Annotated in this window: 17 protein-coding genes; 6 read left to right on the top strand and 11 right to left on the bottom strand. The window is 59.5% G+C overall.

Translation table 11 applies throughout. From position 1 onward, the window contains the following. Nucleotides 1-5: 5 nt before the first annotated feature. The 5 genes from GHN92_RS08500 to GHN92_RS08480 all read right to left on the bottom strand — a co-directional run bounded on the left by GHN92_RS08500 (nt 6) and on the right by GHN92_RS08480 (nt 6425). A complete protein-coding gene (locus tag GHN92_RS08500) occupies nt 6-1460 on the bottom strand; it encodes a pitrilysin family protein (RefSeq protein ID WP_178102613.1) in 1455 nt (484 codons plus the stop codon). Next, a complete protein-coding gene (locus tag GHN92_RS08495; protein WP_095020483.1) occupies nt 1453-2799 on the bottom strand; it encodes a pitrilysin family protein in 1347 nt (448 codons plus the stop codon). The genes GHN92_RS08500 and GHN92_RS08495 overlap by 8 nt, the downstream gene beginning before the upstream one ends. Nucleotides 2800-2993: 194 nt before the next feature. Then, a complete protein-coding gene (rsmD, locus tag GHN92_RS08490) occupies nt 2994-3590 on the bottom strand; it encodes a 16S rRNA (guanine(966)-N(2))-methyltransferase RsmD (RefSeq protein ID WP_094999794.1) in 597 nt (198 codons plus the stop codon). Beyond that, complete coding sequence (locus tag GHN92_RS08485; protein ID WP_153379888.1) at nt 3590-5080, bottom strand: pitrilysin family protein; 1491 nt, start codon at nt 5078-5080, stop codon at nt 3590-3592. Before GHN92_RS08485 ends, rsmD begins: the two co-directional genes overlap by 1 nt. After that, nucleotides 5073-6425 carry a pitrilysin family protein gene (locus GHN92_RS08480; RefSeq protein WP_094999796.1) on the bottom strand — a complete coding sequence of 451 codons (1353 nt, stop codon included), beginning with the start codon at nt 6423-6425 and terminating at the stop codon, nt 5073-5075. Before GHN92_RS08480 ends, GHN92_RS08485 begins: the two co-directional genes overlap by 8 nt. Nucleotides 6426-6781: 356 nt before the next feature. Between GHN92_RS08480 and ftsY the strand changes: the two genes are divergently transcribed. The 4 genes from ftsY (at nt 6782) to rpoH (ending at nt 10895) form a co-directional block, all read left to right on the top strand. Further along, complete coding sequence (gene ftsY / locus GHN92_RS08475) at nt 6782-8239, top strand: signal recognition particle-docking protein FtsY (RefSeq protein ID WP_153379886.1); 1458 nt, start codon at nt 6782-6784, stop codon at nt 8237-8239. Then, entirely contained in the window at nt 8236-8907 is a 672-nt protein-coding gene (gene ftsE, locus GHN92_RS08470) for a cell division ATP-binding protein FtsE (protein ID WP_153379884.1), read from the top strand. The genes ftsY and ftsE overlap by 4 nt, the downstream gene beginning before the upstream one ends. Beyond that, on the top strand, nt 8904-9926 hold the full coding sequence (gene ftsX, locus GHN92_RS08465) for a permease-like cell division protein FtsX (protein ID WP_094999798.1): 1023 nt from the start codon (nt 8904-8906) through the stop codon (nt 9924-9926). Before ftsE ends, ftsX begins: the two co-directional genes overlap by 4 nt. 114 nt (nt 9927-10040) lie before the next feature. Then, nucleotides 10041-10895: an RNA polymerase sigma factor RpoH gene (gene rpoH, locus GHN92_RS08460; protein ID WP_004419731.1), complete on the top strand. Its 855-nt coding sequence runs from the start codon at nt 10041-10043 to the stop codon at nt 10893-10895. Between the two features lie 54 nt (nt 10896-10949). On the opposite strand, the gene GHN92_RS08455 is transcribed toward rpoH, so the two are convergent. Further along, on the bottom strand, nt 10950-11384 hold the full coding sequence (locus GHN92_RS08455; protein ID WP_094999799.1) for a hypothetical protein: 435 nt from the start codon (nt 11382-11384) through the stop codon (nt 10950-10952). Nucleotides 11385-11573: 189 nt separating this feature from the next. Between GHN92_RS08455 and GHN92_RS08450 the strand changes: the two genes are divergently transcribed. Together GHN92_RS08450 and GHN92_RS08445 are read left to right on the top strand one after the other, a co-directional pair. Further along, entirely contained in the window at nt 11574-12074 is a 501-nt protein-coding gene (locus GHN92_RS08450; protein WP_095017827.1) for a YgjP-like metallopeptidase domain-containing protein, read from the top strand. 51 nt (nt 12075-12125) lie between these two features. Beyond that, nucleotides 12126-12422: a helix-turn-helix domain-containing protein gene (locus GHN92_RS08445; protein ID WP_094999801.1), complete on the top strand. Its 297-nt coding sequence runs from the start codon at nt 12126-12128 to the stop codon at nt 12420-12422. On the opposite strand, the gene GHN92_RS08440 is transcribed toward GHN92_RS08445, so the two are convergent. The 5 genes from GHN92_RS08440 to mdtD all read right to left on the bottom strand — a co-directional run bounded on the left by GHN92_RS08440 (nt 12413) and on the right by mdtD (nt 19501). After that, nucleotides 12413-12874 carry a GNAT family N-acetyltransferase gene (locus GHN92_RS08440; RefSeq protein WP_094999802.1) on the bottom strand — a complete coding sequence of 154 codons (462 nt, stop codon included), beginning with the start codon at nt 12872-12874 and terminating at the stop codon, nt 12413-12415. The two genes, GHN92_RS08445 and GHN92_RS08440, sit on opposite strands and share 10 nt — an antisense overlap. Before the next feature lie 64 nt (nt 12875-12938). Continuing rightward, on the bottom strand, nt 12939-15113 hold the full coding sequence (gene yccS / locus GHN92_RS08435) for a YccS family putative transporter (protein ID WP_095020479.1): 2175 nt from the start codon (nt 15111-15113) through the stop codon (nt 12939-12941). A 146-nt stretch (nt 15114-15259) separates the two neighbouring features. Then, the gene (locus GHN92_RS08430; RefSeq protein ID WP_016782593.1) at nt 15260-16438 is read right to left on the bottom strand and encodes an NAD(P)/FAD-dependent oxidoreductase; all 1179 of its coding nucleotides are present in this window, start codon (nt 16436-16438) and stop codon (nt 15260-15262) included. A gap of 144 nt (nt 16439-16582) precedes the next feature. After that, nucleotides 16583-17920, bottom strand: coding sequence for an ATP-dependent RNA helicase DbpA (gene dbpA, locus GHN92_RS08425; RefSeq protein WP_228795946.1), 1338 nt, complete (start codon nt 17918-17920; stop codon nt 16583-16585). A gap of 150 nt (nt 17921-18070) precedes the next feature. Next, nucleotides 18071-19501, bottom strand: a complete 1431-nt coding sequence (gene mdtD, locus GHN92_RS08420; RefSeq protein ID WP_095017825.1) for a multidrug transporter subunit MdtD — start codon at nt 19499-19501, stop codon at nt 18071-18073. Nucleotides 19502-19621: the final 120 nt, after the last annotated feature.

The raw sequence follows: 19621 nt of genomic DNA, 5'->3' as shown, positions 1-19621 counted from the left end.
CGGGGTTATCTGATGGCAGGCATACAACTTTGTGCCATCGTCGTTTCTGGCACCATCACCTTGGGCAGGGGCAGTTGAGCAACACTGGGGCCGACGGTTACGCCGACCCAGCCGTCAGCCGTGAAGTGACGGTTCATCGCCGCTTTGATTTGCTCTCTGGTCAAGGCTTGAATCTGTTGGATCTTGTAGTTGAAGGCCAGGGGCTGGTTAAAGCGGTTGATGATGGACAGTTCGTTGCGCATATCCAGGTTGCTGGCCGTGAGCTGTGGCAGCGCCCGCAGCAGGAACTGCTTGATGTCGTCCAGTTCGGTTTCGCTGGGTCCGTCCTGCAGGTACTGGGCAAACAGGGCTTTGATATGAACCAGGGCGCTTTGGCTGTAGCGCGAGGGGGTATTGAGGCTGATGATCCAGGGGGTTGGTCCCTGCGCATGGGGAATTTGCGATAGCACGCCATAGGTGATGCTGCGCTCCTCCCTTAACTGCCTGTTGAGGATATGGCTGAAAATAATATGCCCGGCCCGGATCGCTACCCCGTCAGGGTGCTGATTGGGCAAGGCATTCTGTGCCAGCATCAGTACGGTATGGGTTGCTTCATCTTCGATATGCAGGGTTTTGCCATGGGGCAGCGGGGCAGGCACCGAGTGTCTTTCAGCGAGTGCTGGCCCGGCGGGCAAGGCATTGGCCAGTGAGCGGCTGAGGCTCTGCGCCTGTTGCAGGGTCAGGTCGCCGACGATCACGATCTGTGCGTTGGCAGCAGTGTAGGCGCGACGGTAAAAGGCCCTTAGGTGTGATTCATCTATGCGCTCCAGGCTCTCGACCGAGCCAAAGTCGGAGCGGGTGTAAGGTTGCCCCGGATAGAGTTCGTTGTAGATCTGCATCCGTGCAAGAGCGTGTGGGTCTTCGTGGTTTATTTTGAGTTTGGTGAACAGTTCGTTTTTGACCCGTCGCTGGCCTTCGACGGTAAAGCCCGGTTGGGCGAGCATCTCGGTGAACAACTGCATGGCGGGTTCGCGGATGTGCGGGGCGCTCAAGCTGCGCAGGGTGAAGAAACTCCGCTCTTTATCGATACCGTTACCCAGATCCACGCCCAGGCTATCAAACCCCTTGGCCAGTGCGTTGGCGTCCTTGAGCGTCGAGCCTTCGTTAAACAGGCTCAGTACAGTCGCTGCCAGGCCGGGTGTATCGCCATCCTGATTGCTGCCCGCGGCAAAGGTGATTTGCACATCGATCATGGGCAAGGTGTGGCTTTCGACAAACAGGACTTTGGTGTTTTGGCTCAGTTTCCAGGCCTTGATTGTCGGCAGGCGGGTGGCAGGCACGGCAGTGCTCAACTCAAGCAGCGATTGCAGTCGTGCTTGTGGTTCTTGTGCTCGGGCTTGCACGCAGACACAGGCAAGGGTGAACAGCAGCGTAGCGACGCGCAAGGCGCGGCTGGCTGCGATTGCGTGAGGCTTATTCATGGCGCGCCTCCTTGGGCAGTACATAGCTGAGGGTCAAGCGGTCGTGGGTCAGGAACGTTTGAGCGGCGAGCTGGATATCTTCAGGGGTGATTTTCGCCAATATCTGCATGCGCTTTTCGTCGTCCTCTGGCGACAAGCCCGCAATGTCCAGTTCACCGAGATACAGAGCCAGGCTTTGCAGGTCATCACGGCTGAAAACATGCCGTGCAATGATCCGCGTACGGGCGCGTTCAAGGTCACTGCCGGAGGGGGGTGTTTTTTTCACTGAGTCGATCACGGCCCAAATCCGTTCTTGAACCTCGCTCAGCGGTTTCATCTTTTTAAGGTTGAGGGTGGCGTCGATGCTGAACAGCTCATCACCGCGGCTGATGCTGCTGTAATGTGAGCCGACGCTGATCAGCAATTCCTCGCCGCGCCACAATCTGCTTTTGAGTTCTGAACTGTCGCCGCCACCGAGCAACTCGCTGAGCAGCTCCAGTGCTGGAGCTGAACGCGGGTCGGTCTGGGTGTGCAGGCTTGGCACGTTGAACGTCATGCTCAGGTTCGGGATTTGATGATCGATGTACTGAGTCATGGTGCGCTCACCGGGAGCTGCCAGTTCGAGCGGGGCCTTGATCACAGGTAGCTCGCGTGAGGCAATCGGGCCGAAGTAGCGTGTGGCCAGGGCCTTGACCTGCTCGGTGTCGATATCGCCGACGATGATCAGGGTGGCGTTATTGGGCGCATACCAGCTTCTATACCAGTGCTTGAGTTCATCGATGTGCATGCGTTCGAGGTCGTGCATCCAGCCGATGACCGGGCTGCCGGAAGCGCTGGTCAGGAATGCCAGGCGACGTGGCAGTTCAAGTGCGCGCTGATGGGGGTCGTTGTCGACGCTTTCGCTGCGTTCGCTTTTGATGACTTCGCGCTCACCGGCCCAATGAGCAGCGGACAGGTGTGCAGTGCTCATCTGGTCTGCCATCACTTCAAGTGCGACTGCCAGGGCATGGGGGGGCAGGGTTTGAAAGAAAATGGTGGCGTCATTTTGCGTCGCCGCATTGTCCGTTGCGCCCAGGCTTTGAAAGATGTGGTCTGACTCGGCCGGACATAGTTTGCTGCTGCCTTTGAAAATCATGTGTTCAAGGGCGTGGGACAACCCGGATTGGCCTGGGGGCTCATAGCTTGAGCCGACCCTATACCAGAGCTGTGAGTGAACCACGGCTGCACGGTGGTCTTCGTGAACGATAACCTTGAGGCCGTTATCCAGGGTGAAATGTTGAGTGGAGGGTTGGCTGCTGGCCAGGGCCATCAGCGGTTGCAACATAAAGCCGAGAGCCAGCCCGGCAAGGGGGTGTTTCATGGTGGGTGTCCTGACTGTTTATCGTCAGAACAGATTGGGCTTGAGAGGGGAGAGGCGGGCGGTACATAGATACCTTGTACCGCAAAAATCTGTAGCCGCTGGCGCAGGCTGCGATAAGGACCGAAGGGCCTTCGCTTTTGAAAAAGCGACCCCTCCGGGCTTGATCGCAGCCTGCGGCAGCGACTACAGGTTCGTCAGGCTTGAGTGGCTTCGCGTTGCCACAGGGCGTAGTTCACGCCGCCGGCTTTTTGCTCGCGGTGCAGGCGCCAGTTGGCAGGCAAGCCCAGCTCTGACGGGCGCAGCTCGCTTTCGGTGTAAACCCAGGCGTCTTCAGCCAGCCAGCCGCGTTGCTCGAGCAGATCACAAGCAGGTTTGAGCAGGTCCTTGTTGAACGGCGGGTCGAGGAATACCACGTCAAAGGTTGTGCTTGGCGTGGTGTCCAGATAACGCAGGGCGTCAGTCTGCTGAACTTCGCCGACAGTGCAGCGCAGAATGCCCATGTTCTCGCGGATGTTGGAGATCGCATCGCGGTTGCTGTCCAGTGCCACGCCCTTGGCTGCGCCGCGGGACATGGCTTCAAGGAACAGTGCGCCGCTGCCGGCGAAAACGTCCAGTACCCTGGCGCCGCCGATATAGGGGGCCAACCAGTTGAACAGGGTTTCACGCACGCGATCTGGCGTCGGGCGCAGGCCCTCTACATGGGGGAAGTCCAGCTTGCGGCTGCGCCATTCCCCGCCAATGATGCGTAACTGACCAGCACCTGAGTGCGATGTGTTTTTTGGCTTTGCCATTAATGCTCCGGAACCCCAAGAGGTTGCTCTGAAGGTTTGTCGGTAGGAGGTGGCAGTGGTTTTTGCGGCACGGTCGGGCCGGCGGTCACTACGACCATTTTGTCGGCGCTCAGGTGCTTGTTCATGGCGTCCTTGACCTGATCGGTGGTCAGGTCCTGGGACTTCTGCATGAAGGTTTCCAGGTAATCCAGGGGCAAATCATAAAAGCCCATTGCGCCAAGTTGGCCGACGATGGCGGCGTTGCTGGCCGTGGACAGCGGGAAGCTGCCAGCCAGTTCACGCTTGGCATCGTCGAGTTCTTTTTGCGTCGGACCATTTTTCAGGTAGTCGGCCAAAATGTCTTGCACCAGTTTGAGCGTACCTTCGCTCAGTTCGGCGCGGGTTTGCAGGTTGATCATGAACGGGCCGCGAGCCTGCATCGGGCTGAAGCCGGAGTACACGCCGTAGGTCAGGCCGCGCTTTTCACGCACTTCGGTCATCAGGCGCGTACCGAAACCGCCACCGCCCAGAATGCTGTTGCCCAATGCCAGTGCGGCATAGTCGGGATCGTCACGGTCAATGCCCAGCTGCGACAGCAGCAGGTGGGTTTGTTTGGACGGGAACTCGATATGGGTTTGGCCAGCCTTGGGCTCGCTTGGTTGCACGGTCTTGGCCACTGCAGGGCCTTTGGGCAGTGCGGCAGATACCTGGGCTGCAATGGCTTCGGCTTCGGCACGCGACAGGTCGCCAACAATCGCAATCACGGCGTTGCCTGCGGTGTAGGCCTTGTTGTGAAAGGCCTTGAGCTGGTCAATGGTGATCGCGGCGATGCTTTGGGCATTGCCATCACTGGCGTGGGCATACGGGTGGTTACCGTACAGGCGCTTGAACAGTTCGTCGCTGGCCAGTTTGCCGGGGTTTTGTTTCTGAAACTCGAAGCTGGCGAGCAACTGGTTCTTGATCCGCGCCAGGGAGTCGGCCGGGAAGGTGGGTTTGCCCACCACCTCGGCGAACAGGTTGAGCGCAGGTGTGCGTTTATCTACATCGCTCAGGCTGCGCAGCGAGGCCACGGCCATGTCGCGATATGCGCCATTGCCGAAGTCCGCGCCCAGGCCTTCAAAGCCCTGGGCGATGGCGCCCACATCTTTACCCGCTACACCTTCGTTGAGCATGGCGTTGGTCAGCAGGGCCAGGCCCGGGGTGTTTTCGTCCTGGCTGCTGCCAGCGGCGAAGGTCAGGCGCAGGTCGAACATCGGCAATTGCCGTGCTTCGACGAACAGCACTTTGGAGCCTTCGGCGGTTTTCCAGGTTTGCACGTTCAGCGCACGGTGGCTGGGCGCCTTGCCGTCCAGCTCGGCCAGGGATTCGAGCTTGTGCTCGCTCTTGGCCTGGTCCAGTGCCTGGCTGGCGACCGATTGCTGCGGGTTGGTAAAAAAGTAGCCGAGTGCACCCACCAGTATGGCGGCGCTCAGACCAAGCAGGGCGTAGCGGGGGCCTTTACGCTCACTCATGGGTTTTCTCCTCGGGCAGTACATGGGCAACGCTGAGACGGTCGCGAGTGAAATAGGTGCGGGCAGCCTGCTGGATATCGGCCGGGGTGACCTTCTGCAGGTCGGCCAGTTCTGAGTCCATCAGCTTCCACGACAGGCCGACGGTTTCCAGCTGGCCGATCGAAGTGGCCTGGCTGGTGATCGAGTCGCGCTCGTAGACCAGTCCGGCAATTACCTGGGCACGCACACGTTCAAGCTCTTCAGTGGTCGGCGGGGTCTTTTTCAGGTCATCGAGCAAGCGCCACAAGCCTGCCTCGGCCTGGGCCATGGTGACTTTCTTCTGGCTGTTGGGCATCGCCGAAAGCATGAACAGGCTGTCACCACGGGTGAAGGCGTTGTAGCTGGACGATGCACCGGAGACCAGTTCTTCGCCCCGCTCCAGCTGTGTCGGCATGCGTGCGCTGTAGCCGCCGTCCAGCAGCGCGGAAATCAGGCGCAGGGCATTGGCGGTGATCGGGTCCTTGGCCGTGGCAACGCTGGGCACGTTAAAGCCCAGCATCAAGCTTGGCAGTTGGGTCTGGACGTGGATCTTGAGCAGGCGTTCGCCAGGGGTCGGCAGTTCCAGCGGGATTTTGGCGACAGGTATCTCGCGTTTTTGCACCTTGCCAAAGTAACGCTGGGCCAGGGCTTTGACTTCATCCGGGGTGACGTCACCGACCACCACCAAAGTGGCGTTGTTGGGGGCATACCACTCTTCATACCATGCGCGCAGTTCGCCAACGCTCATGCGCTCCAGGTCGACCATCCAGCCGATGGTCGGGGTGTGGTAGCCGCTGGAAGGGAAGGCCATGGCGCTGAACAGCTCGTAGGCTTTGCTCATGGGCTGGTCGTCGGTGCGCAGGCGGCGCTCTTCCTTGATGACTTCGATCTCGCGCTTGAATTCTTCGGGCGGCAAGCGAAGGCTGGCCATGCGGTCGGCCTCAAGCTCAAAGGCCACGCCCAGGCGGTCACGGGCCAGTACCTGGTAGTAGGCGGTGTAGTCGTCGCTGGTGAAGGCGTTTTCCTGGGCGCCAAGGTCGCGCAGGATCAACGAGGCTTCGCCGGGACCGACCTTGTTGCTGCCCTTGAACATCATGTGCTCAAGCGCGTGGGACAGGCCGGTCTTGCCAGGGGTTTCGTAGCTGGAACCCACTTTGTACCAGACCTGGGAGACCACCACCGGGGCGCGATGGTCTTCGCGCACGATGACCTTGAGGCCGTTGTCCAGGCGGAACTCGTGGGTGGGCTGCGGTTCGGCCGCCAGGGCCGAAAGCGGTAATAAAACTGTGCTGAGCAACAGGCCAGCAGCGCGGCGGGCTAGATTCATTCGTTTTTTAACCTGTTGGGCTACCCGCTCGGCCTTAGCGTCTGCGGGTGAGGAGGTGCTAGGATACTGATCCGTTTTACTGGCGGCCACGCCTATCAGGCCTTTGACGATCAGACGACGTTTGATCGGGCAGTATAGGAGCCCGCTTGGAAGTGTGGATGTATACCGGTAAATTTCGCATTTTTGCCGACTTTCCCGTGACAGACCCGAGTTAAGACGAAGTTTACGAGGTGTGTTTTACCCTCTGAATACAGTTGCGTGCGAACAAGCTGACAAAATTACAGTCTGTTTCACACCGAATATTATTTGCCGGGGCGCCACAGTGGCGCGTCGCTACGATGAGATAGCCGTCCTCCATGTTTGGTTCCAACGACGACAAGAAGACCCCAGCTGCGGCTGGCGAGAAAAAAGGCCTGTTCGGATGGCTGCGCAGAAAGCCGCAGGAAACCGTCGTGGAACAACCCGCGCCTGCGCCCGAAATCATCCCTGAGACGCTGGTTGAGGCCACTCCGGTGGAGGTCGAGGCCGCGCCCGAAGTGGTCGTGGTTGCCGCCGAGCCTGCGGTTGAATTGGCCCCCGAGCCGGCACCGTGGCCGCACTTGCCTGTCGCCGAAGAACCGGTGGCGCTTGTCGAGGATGTGCAGGCACCGCATATCGTGCCGCCGATCCCCGAGCCCGAGCCTGTTGTTGAAGCGCTTGCGGTGGTCGAGACTGTTGTTGAGCCAGAGCCAGAGCCAGAGCCAGAGCCAGAGCCAGAGCCAGAGCCAGTTGCCGTCGTCGCGCCTGTAGTCGCTCCTGCACCTGCACCTGCACCTGTGGTGGCTGCCCCAGCCCCATTGGTCGAGGCCCCGGCCCCCGCGCCAGTTGCGCCCCCCGAGCAAAAAACAGGCTTTTTCGCTCGTCTCAAGCAAGGCTTGTCCAAGACCAGCGCCAGCATTGGCGAAGGCATGGCCAGCCTGTTTCTGGGCAAAAAAGCCATTGATGACGATCTGCTCGAAGAGATCGAAACCCGACTGTTGACCGCCGACGTGGGTGTTGAAGCAACCTCGGTGATCATCAAGAACCTGACGCAGAAGGTCGCGCGCAAGCAACTGACCGATGCCGATGCACTCTACAAGTCGCTGCAGGACGAGCTGGCGGCCATGCTCAAGCCGGTGGAGCAACCGCTGAAAATCGAATCGCAAAACAAGCCATTCGTGATTCTGGTGGTAGGCGTCAACGGCGCGGGTAAAACCACCACCATCGGCAAACTGGCGAAAAAACTGCAGCTTGAAGGCAAGAAAGTCATGCTGGCTGCCGGTGATACCTTCCGTGCGGCCGCCGTCGAGCAGTTGCAGGTGTGGGGCGAGCGCAACCATATCCCGGTGATTGCCCAGCACACTGGCGCGGATTCGGCGTCGGTGATTTTTGACGCTGTGCAAGCTGCCAAGGCCCGTGGCATCGACGTATTGATCGCCGATACCGCTGGTCGCCTGCATACCAAAGACAACCTGATGGAAGAACTCAAGAAAGTTCGCCGGGTCATGGGCAAGCTTGACGAAGACGCTCCCCACGAAGTGCTGTTGGTGCTCGATGCCGGTACCGGGCAGAACGCTATCAACCAGACCAAGCAGTTTGATCAGACCGTTGCCCTCACGGGTCTGGCACTGACCAAGCTCGATGGCACGGCCAAAGGCGGGGTGATTTTCGCCCTGGCCAAGCAATTCAATATTCCTATCCGCTTTATCGGTGTGGGTGAAGGCATCGATGATTTGCGTGATTTTGAGTCCGAACCCTTTGTCCAGGCTCTGTTTGCGGAGCGGGAGCGTCCATGATTCGTTTCGAGCAGGTCGGTAAGCGCTATCCAAATGGACACGTGGGCCTGCACGAGCTGAGCTTTCGGGTCCGTCGAGGCGAATTCCTTTTTGTGACCGGCCACTCCGGCGCAGGTAAAAGCACGCTGTTGCGCCTGTTGCTGGCGATGGAACGCCCGACCAGCGGCAAATTGCTACTGGGGGGGCAGGACTTGGGGCAAATCAGCAACGCGCAGATCCCTTTTTTACGTCGCCAGATCGGTGTGGTTTTCCAGAACCACCAGTTGCTGTTTGACCGCACAGTGTTCAACAACGTCGCCCTGCCGCTGCAAATTCTCGGCCTGTCCAAGGCTGAAGTCGCCAAGCGTGTCGACTCGGCGCTGGAGCGCGTAGCGCTGTCGGACAAGACCGACCTGTACCCGGGTGACTTATCCACGGGTCAGCAACAGCGTGTAGGCATTGCCCGCGCCATCGTGCATCGCCCGGCCTTGCTGCTGGCCGATGAACCCACCGGTAACCTCGACCCGCGTCTGGCGGCGGAAATCATGGGCGTATTTGAAGACATCAACCGCTTGGGCACCAGCGTACTGATTGCCAGTCATGACCTGGCGCTGATCGCACGCATGCGCCATCGCATGCTGACCTTGCAGCGCGGACGTCTGATCGGTGACGGGGAGGCCGCGCAATGAGTGCCACCCGCAGTTCCAAAGTATCCGAGCGCGTAGCTCCAAAGGCTGCCGACCCGCAGCCGCCGAAGAAAAAACACGATGATGACGATGGCCCGACCTTCGCCATGTTGTTTCACGCCTGGGTTGAGGCTCACCGGGCCAGTCTGCTCGACAGCCTGAAGCGCCTTGGCAAGCAGCCGATTGGCAGCTTTTTTACCTGCCTGGTGATGGCGGTTGCCTTGAGTCTGCCGATGGGCCTGTCGTTGTTGCTTAACAACGTCGAGCGCCTGGGTGGTTCCTGGCAGCGTGCAGCACAGATTTCGCTGTATCTGCAGATGGATGCCAGCAGCCAGCAGGGTGAAAATCTCAGCGATCAGATAAAAGGTATGGCAGGGGTGGCTGACGCGGAATTTATCAGCCGCGAAAAGGCACTCGAAGAGTTCCAGCAGCAGTCAGGGCTGGGCGAAGCGCTTAAAGAGTTGCCCGATAACCCGTTGCCCGGTGTGGTCCTGGTAACCCCGGCAGAAGTCGATAAAGCGACGCTTGAAGCCCTTCGCGAACGCCTTGCGCAGTTGCCGAAGGTGCAACAGGCGCAACTTGATCTAGTCTGGGTCGAACGTCTGGCGGCAATCCTGAAATTGGGTGACCGTTTTGTGTTTGGCTTGACGGTGTTGCTGGTTTCAGCTTTGCTGCTGGTTATCGGTAATACGATTCGTTTGCATATCGAGAATCGTCGCATCGAAATCGAAGTCATCAAGCTGGTCGGCGGTACTGACAGCTATGTGCGCAGGCCCTTTCTTTATATGGGTGCGCTCTATGGCTTTGGTGCGGGAGTTTTATCCTGGGGCGTTTTGGCATTCGGCCTGAACTGGCTTAACGACGCGGTGGTGGGGCTGGCTGGCTTGTACGGCAGCAATTTTGCCTTGGCGGGTGTGCCGGTAGCCGATGGTCTGTCTCTCTTGCTTGGCGCGGTGCTGTTAGGGTATATCGGTGCATGGATTGCAGTTGCGCGTCACTTACGTGAGCTTTCGCCTAAATAGTTTTCTTTTTGCCTGTTGACCTTTTCAGCTTTTTTTGGGAACTTTTTTCCAGGTTTCCGGTCAACTTTCGCAGTGCTGAACTGCACGAGTTATGTGAGACGGAGGTTTTTTCGTATGACCACTTCTTTGCAACCTGCGTATGCGTTGGTCCCTGGTGCGAACCTCGAGGCCTATGTCAATACGGTGAACAGCATTCCATTGCTGACACCGGAGCAGGAGCGTGAACTGGCCGAGAGTCTCTATTATGAGCAGGATTTGGGGGCGGCTCGGCAGATGGTGCTCGCCCACCTGCGTTTTGTTGTACACATTGCCCGTAGTTATTCGGGCTATGGCCTGGCTCAGGCTGACCTGATCCAGGAAGGCAACGTCGGCCTGATGAAGGCGGTCAAACGCTTCAACCCTGAAATGGGTGTGCGTCTGGTATCTTTTGCGGTGCACTGGATCAAGGCAGAGATCCACGAATTTATCCTGCGCAACTGGCGGATCGTGAAAGTCGCGACCACCAAGGCTCAGCGCAAATTGTTCTTCAACCTGCGCAGCCAGAAAAAACGTCTGGCCTGGTTGAACAACGATGAAGTGCATCGTGTGGCTGAAAGCCTCGGCGTAGAGCCTCGCGAAGTGCGCGAGATGGAAAGCCGCCTGACCGGTCATGATATGGCGTTCGACCCGGCAGCCGAAGCTGACGACGACAGTGCGTTCCAGTCGCCAGCCAACTACCTGGAAGACCACCGGTATGACCCGGCACGCCAACTGGAAGATGCTGACTGGACCGACAACTCCACCAGCAACCTTCACGAAGCGCTGGAAGTGCTGGACGACCGCAGCCGTGACATTCTGTATCAGCGCTGGCTGGCTGAAGAAAAAGCCACGCTGCACGACCTGGCGCAGAAGTACAACGTGTCAGCCGAGCGGATTCGTCAGCTGGAAAAAAGCGCGATGAACAAGCTCAAACTGTCGATTGCCGCCTGACCGGCCCGACCAAAAAACGCCTCGATCTGATCGGGGCGTTTTTTTTTGGAGGAATTAAAGCCCCCCCTTGCCAGCCTGCTTCGCGCAGGGCCAGTTTGACGGTTGTGCCTTTAGCAACTCTGGATCAACACCATTGGCCCTGAGCAGTGAGTCCACCAGTGATCGGGACATCTCCACCGAATGCACCAGCGACCACACCAGCCCACGCTCTATGCCGCTGGCGTATGCGGTGATTTCATCCGAGACCTCTTCTGCGCTTTTGAGCATCAGCGACACATGGGACAGCGCTTCGATTGCACGGATATCAGGCAGCACGGCAAAGGGTGATTGCTTGCCTGCCCTTAGTGCACGGGTGGGTTTGAGGTTTTCCAGGCAAACGGGCGGGGCCTGAAGCAGGGCGTCGAGAATAAGCCGGGTGGTTTCATCGTGCTGATGATCATCCCGGGGAGTGTGAATGGCTTTGGGATCGTCGGGCGTCGGCTTTTTCATGTTTCTTCCACGGGGGAGCATCGGCGACTGGTGAAGATAGCCCTGTGAGTTTGCGGGTCGCAAGCAGCGCTTGTGTGCATCGTGTTTTCTCGGAAGCGTCTGCCTTTTGGCAGCGTAAAAGTCTGACGTGGGCGCCCGGGGATCGAATTCGCTACACTGGCGCACTTTTACGCTGTGCGTTGGCGCCCCATGACTGTGCTCAAATACCTCCAGGCTTACCCCCAGACCTTGCAAGAGCAGGTGCGCCAATTGATCGAGCGCAACCAGCTGGGCAGTTACCTGAGCGAGCGTTATCCACAGCGTCATGCCGTGCAAAGCGACAAGGCCCTGTATGCCTACGCTCAGGAGCTCAAACAGGAATACCTGCGCAATGCGCCATCCTTTGACAAGGTGCTGTTTGATAACCGGCTCGACCTGACCCACCGTGCGCTGGGTTTGCATACTGCTATTTCACGGGTTCAGGGCGGCAAGCTCAAGGCTAAAAAGGAACTGCGCGTGGCCTCGCTGTTCAAGGAAGCGGCGCCCGAGTTTTTGAAGATGATCGTGGTCCACGAGCTGGCCCACTTGAAAGAGTCAGACCACAACAAGGCGTTCTACAAGCTGTGTGAGCACATGTTGCCGGGTTATCACCAGCTGGAGTTCGACCTGCGGGTGTACCTCACGTGGCGGGATATGCAGGGCAAAACCTGACACTTACTTTATGTGTGGGAGCGGACCCGTATAGACGGGCAGGAGTTCTGAATGGAAGTCAGCAAAACCAAAAGCAGCTTTTACCGGCGCTTGTATGTGGCCTGGTTGATCGATAGCCAGATCGCCAGCAGCGTGCCTGCCTTGACCGAAGTCACCGGCATGCCGCGTCGTACCGCCCAGGACACCATTGCTGCCCTGGCCGATCTGGACATCATCTGCGAATTTGAACAGCAGGATGGCGCCCGCAACCATGCCGGACGCTACCTGATCCGCAACTGGGGGCCAGTGGACAAAAACTGGGTCGCTGGGCATCTGGTGCAGATCAAGCAGGTGCTGGGTTACCCCTGAGATGTCAGGCGCATGCCGATGTGCGGGATGTTGTCTTCTAGGTAGATCTCGCCCTGGGTGTTGAACCCGTGTTGCTCGTAAAAGGGTTGCAGGTGCGCTTGGGCGGACAGGAATACGGGCTGCCCCGCCCAGTACTCTTCGATATTTTTCAGGGCCTGTTCAAGCAGGGTATGCCCAAGCTTTTGCCCGCGGCCTTCGACGGCAACGATTACGCGGCCGATCACTACGTCACCTCCCTGGGACTCGGGGTCGAGGATGCGGGCGTAGGCCACCAGCTGGTCGTCTTGCCAGCCCATCACATGCAGCGTATCGCCCGTCAGGTCTTGCCCGTCGACGTCCTGATAGGCGCATTTCTGCTCGGCGACAAATACTTTTGAGCGCAATTCGAGGATTGCGTAGAGCTGTTCCTTGCCCAGGTCGTTGTGGTGTTTGCAGAGCCAGTCGGTGGTCACGATCTTGTCCTTGTTGGCGAGTTCATGTCTCGATAGTAGGCGTGATGCCGACTGGCGCCAAGGCCTAAGGTGCCTTGACCAAATGCGCGGCCAGGGTGCGCAGTGGCCCGAGCTGGCGGCAAATCAGCGCCAGTTGGGTTTGTACCAGCCTCTGGTTTTCATCTATTTCATCGGGCATTTGTTCAAGTTCGCCGGCCAGGGCCTCTTCCTCATCACTTTGCACTGCAACCGCCTGCTTGGTGGCCAGGCCCTGGGCAATCTGGTCGATGCTGTCGGCAATCTTGCTCCCGGCCCCTTCAATCAACTGCTCGCGCACTTCGGCAGGCAATTGGGTGTCGCGGTGGGCGCCCAGGCCAGAGAGGTAACTGAGCAAAGTGTGGGACAGCACCAAAAAGCGGAAGCCCATGTCTGCATCCTTACGGAAATGCCCGGGTTCCATCAGCATATTGGCCAGGGTGGTCGACAGCGCCGCATCGGCGTTATGTGCGTTACGCCGTGCCAACCGATAGGCCAGGCTGTCGCTTTTACCCTGGGCATATTGCTGCATGATCTGGCGCAGGTACTGGCTGTTGCAGCTTAGGGTATTGGCCAGCACCTGGTTCAGGCGACGACCCTGCCAGTCAGGCAAGAACAGGAACACCGCCGCTGCCGCGATCACGCTACCCACCAGGGTGTCGAACAGGCGCGGCAGGAACAGTCCGTAACCATCGCCCACCTGATTGAAGCAGAACAGAATCATCAGGGTGATGGCCGCCGTGCTCAGGGTGTAGCGCGTGGTGCGGTTGATAAAGAACACCACCCCGGCCACGACGGCAAACATCGACTGCACCAGCGGGTTGGGGAACAGATCGAACAACGCCCAGCCCACGGCCAGGCCGATGGCAGTGCCGATAATCCGCTGGCTGAACTTGCGCCGCGTGGCGCCGTAGCTTGGCTGGCACACGAACAGCGTGGTGAGGATGATCCAGTAGCCCTGGCTTGGGTGAATCCAGTGCACCATCGCAAAACCGATACTCAGCGCCAGGGGCAGGCGCAAGGCGTGGCGGAAGATCAGCGAGGTAGGTGTCAGATGCTGGCGCAGGCGTGACCAGACATCCTTGAGGTTGCGTGGCGAGCGGTCGAGCAGGCTGCTATCAGTGGCATCGGCCAGGGTGTCGGGGTTGCTTGCATCGCTCAGCAGGCGGTCGAGGGTGCCGAGGTTGGCGGCCAGTGCCCGCAATGAACGCAATAGTCCGCGCCAGGCCGGGTTGCTCTGGATGCGCAAGTGTTCGAGGGAGGCGTGCAGGTCTCCCAGAGCCTCGGCAAAGCTGTCGTCATAGACGAATGGCTGGCGCAGCTTGATCGACTCCGACAGGCGCTGGCAGGCCACGCCTTGCTGGCGCAGCAGACGTTGGCAGCGGAACATCACATCACTGTGGAAGAAGGCGTCGGCCAGGGCGTTGTACGGGTAGTGTGAAGAGCTGGCACGTTCGTGGATGTCTTGGGCGAGGAAATACAGTTTGAGGTAGCGGCTGAGTTTGGAACCTGGCCGAGTATTGCCGACCCGGTGCAGGATGATTTCCTTGGCGGTGTTCAACGCCGCCACTACCCTGCCGTTTTGCCGGGCCAGTTCCAGCCGGCCCGCTTCCACGTCCAGCTTGCGGATCGGCTCGAACAGCGCCGACTTGATCTTCAGATACAGCCCCAGTTCCCAGAACAACCGGGCCAGGCTCTGTTGCACCGGCTGATTGGAAAACAGCGCCTGCCACAGCACCGACAGTATCCCGTACCAGGCGGCACCGGCCACCAGCAGCAAGGGTTCATGCCAGAAGTTGGTGACTTCGCCGCCGCGCTGATCCACGCCGATCATGGTGTACACGGCCAGAATCAGTGTGGCTGAAGCAATCGCCCCGTAGCGCTCGCCCAGCGCGCCGAGCATGGTCAGGCCGAAACTGGCCAGGGCCAGCGCGCAGACCATCAGCCAGGGGTAGGGGAAAAGCAACTCGACACTCAGGGCTGAGGCGGTGAAACACACCAGCGTCACCAGCAAGGCGTTGAGACGGCCTTGCCAGCTGTCATCGGTTTCAGACAGCGCACTGGCGATAACCCCCAGAAACAACGGGATCAGCAGTGACATCTCATCCTGATACCAGCAAAAAGCCATGCTGCCGGTCAGGGCGACAAATACCCGCACGCTGTAACTGAACTTGTCCAGTGCCCACAGGCGGCGCAGGGAATGCTGAAAGCTTTTCGATGACATGAAGTGGCGGTGCCTGGCTCGTGATTCGCTAACTTGAGCCAGATAAGACGACAGTGCAATGGGGCTGTCACATCGAACCAAAAATATTTTTCATGCGCCCCTGCAGTCGCTGCTGCAGGTTGCAGCAGCGACTGCAGGGGGGCAGGTCAGACGTACTGCGCCGCTGCATACCCCGAAGCCCACGCCCACTGGAAGTTGAAGCCGCCAAGATGGCCGCTTACATCCAGCACTTCGCCGACAAAATACAGGCCGGGGCTTTTCAGCGATTCCATGGTCTTGGACGACACTTCGCGGGTATCGACCCCACCCAGGGTCACTTCAGCGGTGCGATAACCTTCGGTGCCCGCGGGGACCACCTTCCAGCACGCCAGTTTGTCCGCCACCTGCGCCAGCTCCGCCGGGGTGTACTGCTTCATTGGCTTGGACTCGAACCAGTGCTCGGCCAGCAGATTGGCCATCTTCTTGGTGAAGATTTCACCCAGCAGGGTTTTCAACTCGCTGTTGGGGCGTTCAGCCTGCTGTGTTTGCAGCCAGCTCAGGGCGTCGAGGTCGGGCAGCAGATTGATCTCAACCGTATCGCCGGGGTTCCAGAACGAGGAAATCTGCAAGATCGCCGGCCCGCTCAAACCACGGTGGGTGAACAGGATATTTTCGCGAAAGCTCTGGTCGTTGCAGCTCACCAGGCAATCCACCGACGTGCCCGACAGCTCGGTGCAGATCTCTTTGAGCTGATCGGTGATGGTGAACGGCACCAGGCCTGCGCGAGTTGGCAGCAAGGTGTGGCCGAACTGTTTGGCGATTTGATAGCCGAAGCCTGTGGCGCCCAGGGTCGGGATCGACAGCCCGCCGGTGGCGACCACCAGAGACTGGCAGTCAACCGGCCCCAGCGTTGTATTGAGGCTGTAGCCGTTGTCGGTTTTTTCGATCTGTTCGACTGAAGTGTCCAGGTGCAGGCTGACGCCGGCCTGTTTGCACTCGTCGAGGAGCATTTCGAGGATGTCGCTGGATTTGTTGTCGCAAAACAGCTGGCCGAGTTTTTTCTCGTGGTAGGGCACGCCGTGTTTGGCGACCATCTCGATAAAGTCCCACTGGGTGTAGCGGGCCAGGGCCGACTTGCAAAAGTGCGGGTTCTGCGACAGGAAATTGTTGGGCTCGGTGTACATGTTGGTGAAGTTGCAGCGGCCACCGCCCGACATCAGGATCTTTTTGCCTGCCTTGTTGGCGTGGTCGATCAGCATCACCTTGCGCCCACGGTTGGCGGCGGTCAGTGCGCACATCAGGCCTGCGGCGCCAGCGCCAATAATCACAACGTCGGTAGAGCGCAAAGCGGTGTCCTCGGTAAAAGCAGCCCTCACCCCAGCCCTCTCCCTGAGGGAGAGGGAGCTTGACCAGGGTGATTTCGAATTCTATGCAAATCTGCCCCCTCTCCCTCCGGGAGAGGGTTGGGGTGAGGGGGCTCTTGAAGCGTCTTACAAAACCCGCACGCGCAATACGCGGCCTTTGATTTTGCCTTCGCTCAGGCGCTGTGCAGCCTGCTTGGCAATGGTGCGGTCAACCGCCACGTAGGCCTGGAAGTCAAAGATGGCGATCTTGCCAACCTGGGCACCCGGGATGCCTGCGTCGCCGGTCAGTGCGCCAAGGATATCGCCTGGGCGAACCTTGTCTTTACGACCTGCGCCGATCACCAGTGTGCTCATGGCCGGCAGCAACGGTGCGCCGCCCTGAGAGGTGAGGGTGTCCAGGGTTTCCCAGTTCAGCGGAGCTTTCTGCAACTGCTCGATGGCCTGGGCGCGGTGCGCTTCGGACGGTGCAACCAGGCTGATGGCCACGCCTTTTTCGCCCGCACGGCCGGTACGGCCAACACGGTGAATATGGATTTCCGAATCGCGGGCCAGCTCAACGTTGAGCACCATGTCCAGCGCGTCGATGTCCAGACCACGGGCGGCTACGTCGGTGGCAACCAGTACCGAAGTCGAACGGTTGGCAAACATGGCCAGTACCTGGTCACGGTCGCGCTGCTCCAGGTCGCCGTGCAGGCCGACGGCCGAAATGCCCTTGGAGGTCAGGTGATCAACGGTTTCCTGCACCTGCTGCTTGGTGAAGCAGAACGCCACGCAAGACTGCGGGCGGAAGTGGCCCAGTACCTTGGTCACGGCGCTCATGCGCTCTTCAGGCGAGATTTCGTAGAAACGCTGCTCGATTTGGCTGTCAGTGTGCAGCGCCTCTGCTTTTACCTGCTGAGGGTTGCGCATGAACTTGGACGACAACTGCTTGATACCGGCCGGGTAAGTGGCCGAGAACAGCAAGGTCTGGCGACGCTCCGGGGTTTTGACAATGATGTCTTCGATGGCGTCATAGAAGCCCATGTCCAGCATGCGGTCAGCTTCGTCCAGTACCAGGGTGTTCAGACCGTCCAGTACCAGCGAGCCTTTGCGCAAGTGTTGCTGGATACGCCCCGGAGTGCCGACAATGATGTGCGCGCCGTGCTCCAGCGAACCGATCTGCGGGCCGAACGACACGCCGCCACACAGGGTCAGCACCTTGATGTTGTCTTCGGCGCGGGCCAGGCGGCGGATTTCCTTGGCGACCTGGTCAGCCAGTTCGCGGGTCGGGCAGATCACAAGGGCCTGGCAGCCGAAGAAGCGCGGGTTGATCGGGTTCAGCAGGCCGATGCCGAAGGCGGCAGTTTTGCCACTACCGGTCTTGGCCTGGGCGATCAGGTCCATGCCTTTGAGGATCACCGGCAAGCTCTGCGCCTGAATCGGCGTCATCTGGGCATAACCGAGGGAGTCGAGGTTAGCCAGCATGGCGGCGGACAGAGGCAGAGTGTTAAAAGCGGTGGCAATGGTGGTCACGGGACTGGCCTGCAAAACAAAATGTCGCGCAGTGTACCAGTCCCATGCCCTTTGCCTGAACATTCTGGACGAGATGTCATCCAGTTCTTGGCGAAAAGTAGCTTAATGTTCCAGCTCATGTTCCGAGTTGGCCTTGGGTTTGCGGCCATCCTGGGGTGACAGTTGCAGGAATATCGCCGCTGCCAGCATCGCCATGATCCCTACTGTGAGGAAGGTCAGCTGGAACGCGCCCAGCACCGTGTCCACCCCATCGTTGCCGCCATCCCCGGTAAAGCCGCCAAGCAATGCCCCGGCGCAAGCCACGCCCAGGCTCAGGGACAGCTGCGCCACCACTGACAGCAAACTGTTGCCGCTGCTGGCACTGGCGTCGTCGAGGTCGATCAGGGTGACGGTGTTCATGGCGGTGAACTGCAATGAGTTGATCGCTCCCAAAACGGCCAGCATTGACAGCAACAACGGGTATGGCGTGTGTTCGGTAACCAGCCCCATGCTGGCCAGCATCAGGCCCAGGGCGAAGGTGTTGGCCGTCAGCACGGTGCGATATCCCACGCGCTCGATCAACGGCCTGGCCACCCATTTGGCCAGCATGGCGGCCGCGGCCAGTGGCAGCATGCTCATCCCGGCCTGTGACGGGGAATAGCCCAGCGCGACCTGCAACAGCAAGGGCACCAGAAACGGCAGGGCGCCGCTGCCCAGGCGGGCGAACAGGTTACCGAGGATGCCCACTGCGAAGGTTTTGGTTTTGAACAGCACCGGAGAGAACAGCGGGTTGCTGATATTGCCCGCGCGTAACCAGTACGCTGCCAGACAGGCCATGCCCGCAAACAGCAGCAACATCACCCGCAGGTGCGGCATATGCAGCTCGCCCAGGCCTTCCATGGCAATGGTGATAAACACCATCGCCGCGCCAAACAGCACAAAACCCAACCCGTCAAAACGGGTGCGCTCGCTGCCGCGCAAATCCGGAATGAAGTGCCAGACGGCCCAGCAACCGAGAACGCCCACGGGCAGGTTGATCAGGAAAATCCAGTGCCAGCTCAGGTACTGCACCATCCAGCCGCCCATCGTGGGGCCGATCAGCGGGCCGAGCAGGCCGGGAATGGTGATAAAACCCATGATCCGCACCAGCTCCGAGCGCGGATAGGCCTTGAGCACCACCAGCCGGCCGATGGGCAGCATCAGGGCACCACCCAGGCCCTGGACGATCCGTGCGCCGATCAGCTCGTTGAGAGTGCCGGACAGGGCGCAGAGCAACGAGCCGAAACTGAACAGCAGGATGGCGCTGAAAAAGATTTTTTTGGTGCCGAAGCGGTCGGCGATCCACCCCGAGGCCGGGATCAGCAAGGCGACGGTGAGCATGTAGGCAACGATCACACCCTGCATGCGCAGCGGGTTTTCGTCGAGGTCGCGGGCCATGTCGGGCAGGGCGGTGTTGAGGATGGTGCCGTCGAGCGACTGCATGAAAAACGCGATGGCCACCACCCACGGCAACCAGCGCAGGGTTTCAGGGCTTAGAACCGGGCGTACGGGCATAGGACCTCTTTTTATGGATTGTCGATAATCCTCTGTGGGAGCGGGCTTGCTCGCGATGCAGAGGCCCGGGTTTTTTCAGGTAAACCGCAGCGACGCAATCGCGAGCAAGCCCGCTCCCAC

Source organism: Pseudomonas sp. FSL R10-2964, assembly GCF_009600035.1.
In the GTDB taxonomy this organism is placed as follows: domain Bacteria; phylum Pseudomonadota; class Gammaproteobacteria; order Pseudomonadales; family Pseudomonadaceae; genus Aquipseudomonas; species Aquipseudomonas bubulae.
This window is presented reverse-complemented; position numbering and strand designations above follow the sequence as displayed.